The following is a 334-nucleotide window of genomic DNA, read 5'->3' as shown; positions in this document are numbered from 1 at the left end:
TCCGCCGCCGGCCTTGAGGGCGGTGGGGAATTCTCCGCCTCCGGCGCCGGCCCCTGGGCCTCCGGCCGCAGCGCCTCGGGCATCGGTGGGGTGGCCCCCCGCCAGCGCTCCTTCTGGCTGGTGGCCGATGCCGAGCTGATCGTCTACGGCGCCACCGATCCGGCCGCCCGCCTCAGCATCGGCGGTGAGGAGGTGCCCCTGTCGGCCGACGGCACCTTCCGGGTGCAGGTGCCCTTCCGCGACGGCCAGCAGCTCTACCCGATCGAGGCCCTGGCGGCCGATGGCGAGCAGAAGCGCAGCATCACCATGGAGTTCCGCCGCTCCACGCCGGAAG

Annotated in this window: 1 pseudogene; it reads left to right on the top strand. The window is 74.3% G+C overall.

What is annotated here, in order from left to right:
- A pseudogene (locus KUG38_RS16755) lies at window positions 1-334 on the top strand (DUF4912 domain-containing protein); the annotation flags it as partial.

Origin of the sequence: Synechococcus sp. CCAP 1479/9 (assembly GCF_019038535.1) — a bacterium.
GTDB lineage: Bacteria > Cyanobacteriota > Cyanobacteriia > PCC-6307 > Cyanobiaceae > Cyanobium.
This window is presented reverse-complemented; position numbering and strand designations above follow the sequence as displayed.